5 protein-coding genes and 2 pseudogenes are annotated in these 4,524 nt (G+C 72.5%); all 7 read left to right on the plus strand.

The genetic code is table 11. The features are described 5' to 3' along the window. Positions 1-398: pseudogene (locus O3Q52_RS49345) on the plus strand (hypothetical protein); the annotation flags it as partial. Further along, positions 395-586: a hypothetical protein gene (locus O3Q52_RS49350; protein ID WP_055493674.1), complete on the plus strand. Its 192-nt coding sequence runs from the start codon at positions 395-397 to the stop codon at positions 584-586. The pseudogene O3Q52_RS49345 and the gene O3Q52_RS49350, both read left to right, overlap by 4 nt. Before the next feature lie 87 nt (positions 587-673). After that, positions 674-910, plus strand: coding sequence for a hypothetical protein (locus O3Q52_RS49355; RefSeq protein WP_119582267.1), 237 nt, complete (start codon positions 674-676; stop codon positions 908-910). Then, positions 907-1,533 carry a hypothetical protein gene (locus O3Q52_RS49360; protein WP_269654969.1) on the plus strand — a complete coding sequence of 209 codons (627 nt, stop codon included), beginning with the start codon at positions 907-909 and terminating at the stop codon, positions 1,531-1,533. Before O3Q52_RS49355 ends, O3Q52_RS49360 begins: the two co-directional genes overlap by 4 nt. After that, entirely contained in the window at positions 1,530-3,272 is a 1,743-nt protein-coding gene (locus O3Q52_RS49365; protein ID WP_269654970.1) for a relaxase/mobilization nuclease domain-containing protein, read from the plus strand. Before O3Q52_RS49360 ends, O3Q52_RS49365 begins: the two co-directional genes overlap by 4 nt. Before the next feature lie 423 nt (positions 3,273-3,695). Beyond that, positions 3,696-4,139 carry a hypothetical protein gene (locus tag O3Q52_RS49370; protein WP_266405261.1) on the plus strand — a complete coding sequence of 148 codons (444 nt, stop codon included), beginning with the start codon at positions 3,696-3,698 and terminating at the stop codon, positions 4,137-4,139. A 79-nt stretch (positions 4,140-4,218) separates the two neighbouring features. Further along, positions 4,219-4,524 (plus strand): annotated as a pseudogene (locus O3Q52_RS49375) (hypothetical protein); the annotation flags it as partial.

Genomic DNA, 4,524 nt, shown 5'->3' on the forward strand with positions numbered 1-4,524 from the left:
CTCGGCCGCCACCAGCCGGGCCGCGGCCGACAGGTCCACGGTCTCGGTCTCTTCCAGGCCGCGATCGCTGCGGGCGACGCCGAGCGGTCCCTCTCCGGCGGAAGCCGACCGCAAAGACCAGGACGAAGAACAAGGGGAAGCGCGGCCGGTCCCGCACCCCTCAGACACAGCGCCCGCCACGCGAGCTGGAGCAGTCGGTGGACCAGCTCGTCCAGCAGGTCCGCCCCCACGTCCCCACCCTGCTCGAACGGGACGGCAACGAGTCCGTCACCCGGGTCCAGCTGCGGGAGATCCTCCGCCGCGAGGGCCTGAAGGGCGGCCGGAACGACCGGCTGAGCCTCGTCCTCCAGGAACTGCGGAGCGACGACACCACAAAGACAAGGAGCACCGCCCGATGAAGACCTGCCACCAGTTCGACACCGTCCGTGCGGAGTACGAGCGAGAGATCGGCTTCATGCTCGCCCACTCCAAGCGGCACGAGGGCAGGCCGGCGGCGAAGTCCAGCGCAAAGCAGGCTGCCTCGACGAAGCAGCGGATGGCCCGGGCGCTCAACAGCCACGTCGGGCGCTGCCCCGAGTGCGGCTGAACCGTCAAATCCCCAGCTCAACGCCCCTATCCGCAACGGGTGGCCCGGCTCCGTGCCGGGCCACCGCCCCGCTTAAGGAGGCACGCCGTGATTCCGCGTCCCCCTCGTCCATCCGAGCCCACCGCCGCCGAGGCCATCGCCTGGGCGGACGTCCTGGTCCGCCGGCGTCTCCTGCACGCCGCCGTCCTCACGCCGAACGGCCAGTGGCTCGTCCAGGACCGGCCCGACGGACCCGTCCGCGTCCTCATGGGACCGGCCGACGTCGTCGCGCTGGCCGCGACCATCCAGGACCACACCCGCACCATGAGGCCCGAAACCCGATGACGAACCCAACCCCGAACGGCACCGCCCCGGAACTTGATCCCGACTCCAACTCGGTCTCGGGGCGAGCAAGTTGGGGCGGAAGCGTAGCTTCCGCCAACCCCGCCCCCAAGGGGGACGGGGAGGACCTGCACCGGGGGGCGCAGGTCCAGAAGGCTTCGACCGAGGGCGGATCGAAGCCGGGACCGGAGGAGAAGCCGACCGAGCGCCGCAGCCACCGCGAGCGCGCTGTGCGCGCTCGTCAGCGTCCGCGTCAGCCGCGCGCCACGAAGCGCCTGCACCAGCCCAACACTCGTTTCAACGAAGAAGAGTTCGCGCTGATCAAGTCCGCCGCCGCCCGATGCAACCTGTCCGTCGCCGGGTTCCTCGCCCGCGCCGCGCTCGCCGCAGCCCGCGACCTCGACCGAACCAGCGCCGAGATAGCCGACGAACGCGAAGTGATCACAGCCCTGTTCGACAGCCGGCGTCGGCTCGGCTGGGCCGGCAGCAACCTCAACCAGGCGGTCAAGGCACTCAACTCCGGCGCGGACGCTCCCCAGCTCGATGCGGCCGTCGCCGCGGTACGGCGGGCCGCCGACACCGCGCATGCAGCCGCCACACGCCTGATCGAACGCCACGGCGCATGATCCCCAGCGTCAACAACGCCGGATCACGGACCTTCGGCCTCCTCAAGTACCTCTACGACACGGGCAAGTACGAGGACCACACCGACCCCCACCTCGTGGCCTCCTTCGACGGCATGGCCCCCGACCCCGGCCGCGACCCGAACGCCACCCTCGAAGACCTGCAGCAGCTCCTGGACCAGCCCGTGATGGCCCTGCCGAAGCATGCCCGCCCGGCCAAGCACGTCTGGCACACCTCCGTGCGCGCGACGGCGGACGACCGGATCCTGTCCGACGAGGAATGGGGTGAGATCGCCCGGCGGATCGTGGCCGCCACCGGCATCGACCCCGGCGACGGGCAGCCCGGCTGCCGCTGGGCCGCCGTACGCCACGCCGACGACCACATCCACATCGTCGCCACCCTGGTGTGCGAGGACGGCAGCCGCCCCGACGACTTCCGCTCCGGCAAACGCGCCCAGGCCGAGTGCCGCCTCATCGAGAAGGAACTCGGCCTCCACCAGGTCGCCTCCGGCGACGGCACCGCCGCCCAGCGGCCCACCAGCGCCGAACGCCACAAGGCCGAACGCCAGGGTCGCGAGCGCACCGCCCGCGAGGAGCTGCGCGAGACGGTACGGCGCGCGGTGTCCGGTGCGAGGAGTGACGAGGAGTTCTTCGACCGGCTCGCCGCCGCCGGTCTCCTGATCCGTAAGCGCGCCGCGCCCTCCGGAGACCTCCTCGGATACAAGGTCGCTCTGCCCGACGACCTGAACAAGGACGGCGAGCCGGTGTTCTACCCCGGCGCGCGCCTGGCCCCCGACCTGTCGCTGCCCCGGATCCGGGAGCGCTGGCCCGGCGGCACCGGGGCCGAGCCGACTCCACGGAAGGAGGACATGGTCCGTACGGGGCCCGGTGCACCGGCCTCCGCCCGCCGCGGGACGGCATCGGCCGCGTGGCAGGCCGTGCTCATCGTCGAGCACGGCGACGACGCGGTCGCAGCCGCCCACATCGCCGCCGCCGGCGAGGTCTTGGACGCGCTCGCGAAGACCTCCGCCGCACACACCCGCCGCGAACTGCGAGACGCCGCAACAGCGTTCGAGCGGGCCTCCCGCTCCCACGTGCGCGCCGTACGCGGGCATGACCGCGCGCTGCGGCAGGCCGCCCGCGACCTCGTCCACGGAGGGCCCGCCCTCGGCCGTGGTGAGGACGGTGCCACCACCGCGATGGCGATCGACATGCTGTTCTTCCTCATCACCGCCGCCGCCCATTGGCACGCGAGAAAGGGCCATGCCCAGCAGGCCGAAGCCGCCGCCCAGGCGGCCGGGCATCTGCGCACCGCCTACCGGGCCGCCGCCGCTCAGCCGCTCGGCGTGCTCTACCAGCGAGGCCGACGTCTGAGCCGGCCGGTGCTCCAGCGGCAGACCGTGCTGCTGCGCGAAGCGCTGCCGGGGCTCGCCGAGCGGATCCTCGCCGAGCCCGGCTGGTACGCCCTGGCCGCGACCATCGCGGAAGCCGAAGCCGCCGGCCACGATCCCGCCGCTCTTCTGTCCGCTGCGGTCGGGCGTCGTGAACTCGGCACCGCGGAGTCGGTGAGCGACGTGCTGGTGTGGCGGATGCGGCGGACGGCCGATCTGCCCGCCGACGCCTCGCCCCTGCCCGAGAGCGGCGCCGCTGGGGTCCAGTCCGCAACGCGCAGGACGGCCACCCAGACTTCCGCGCCCGGCCGCCGCCGCAGCGGGGAGGAGACATCGGGCAAAGCCCGGTGAGCCCTGCCAGCCGGGGTGCAGCCTCAGCGCACGACCAGGAGCAGGCGTACCGCCACCGCCCCGCTCGCGACCCAGCATGGCCATACGCCACAGCGGACCCCGGCGGCGTTCAGGCCCGCGTTGTGGGTCACGGGCGCTGCGCACATTCAGGAGGAACGCAAGGGCGCAGGTGCGGCGACTCGAGCCAGTTGGCGACGCGAAGTTGGGCGGTCGAAGCCGACGTGGCGTGTTCGGGCACGCCGAGGGGACAGCACTCATCCGCTCGGAGACACGCGCCGTGCCCACTCGTCATCCGCGCCCCCAGGAGGCGGAAAACGCCTGATGACCTGCTCGAAGGCGACTGTGGACTTTGTGAATTGAAACCGCCAGGGGCGTACGGCACGATCATGAAGCGAGCAGGACGAGGCACAGGAGGACGCCAGGGTGTTTCAGCGAATACGCCGCCGGGCCAAGGAGCCCAGCGAGGAACAGCGACGGTTCTTCGAGCTGTCGGCGCGGCTGCAGAACGAGGTCCCGCCCGGGATCGGGGTGCCGCCGGCCGAGCCGGAACACATCGAGCCGACCGCGGTGGTGGACGACTTCCTTCCGCCGGAGTTGCGGGTACCCAGCCACGACCAGGTCGACGGCACCATGATGCCGTGGAAGCAGCCGCTCGTCCTCGACGGCGAGATGGTCGCCTGCGCCGAGTGCGGCGCGTACCGGGACTGGCTCATCCTCTCCACCCGCGACCAGATCTGGCTGCGGTGCCGGGTCGGCCACCAGCAGCAGGAAACCCGCCTCGACACCGCCTGGTTCAACCGGAACCGCGGACCGGCGGACGCGACGCACGCCACGTTCGAGGACTGCCTGCGCCACCTCGGGCACTGACCTCCACTCCTACGACCCCACCGGGCCCGCGGGCCCGCACTGACCACCCGTCGTCCAGCACCAAGGGGTCAGTTCCGTCATGCGCGTTCGCGTCGCCACCAGCGTCCTCGGCATCACCGCCGCCCTCCTCACCGTGTCCGCCTGCTCCACCGACACCACCGGCGCCAAGCACGCCACCGCCGCCACCGCTCGGACCGGGTCGCCGGCCGACACAACCCAGGCTGCTCCGCTGACGTCGGCCGCGCTGGAGACGCGCCTGCTCGACCAGCGCGACCTCGGCAGCGGCTACCTGCGCAATCCGGGGCGCCCCGCCCACCACGACGGCGTCACCGTCATCGGCTGCCCAGCCCTGGGCGGACTGGGCGGCGGCGCGGCCCCCGGCGCC

This window comes from Streptomyces sp. ActVer, from assembly GCF_027270795.1.
Taxonomy (GTDB): Bacteria; Actinomycetota; Actinomycetes; order Streptomycetales; family Streptomycetaceae; genus Streptomyces; species Streptomyces umbrinus_A.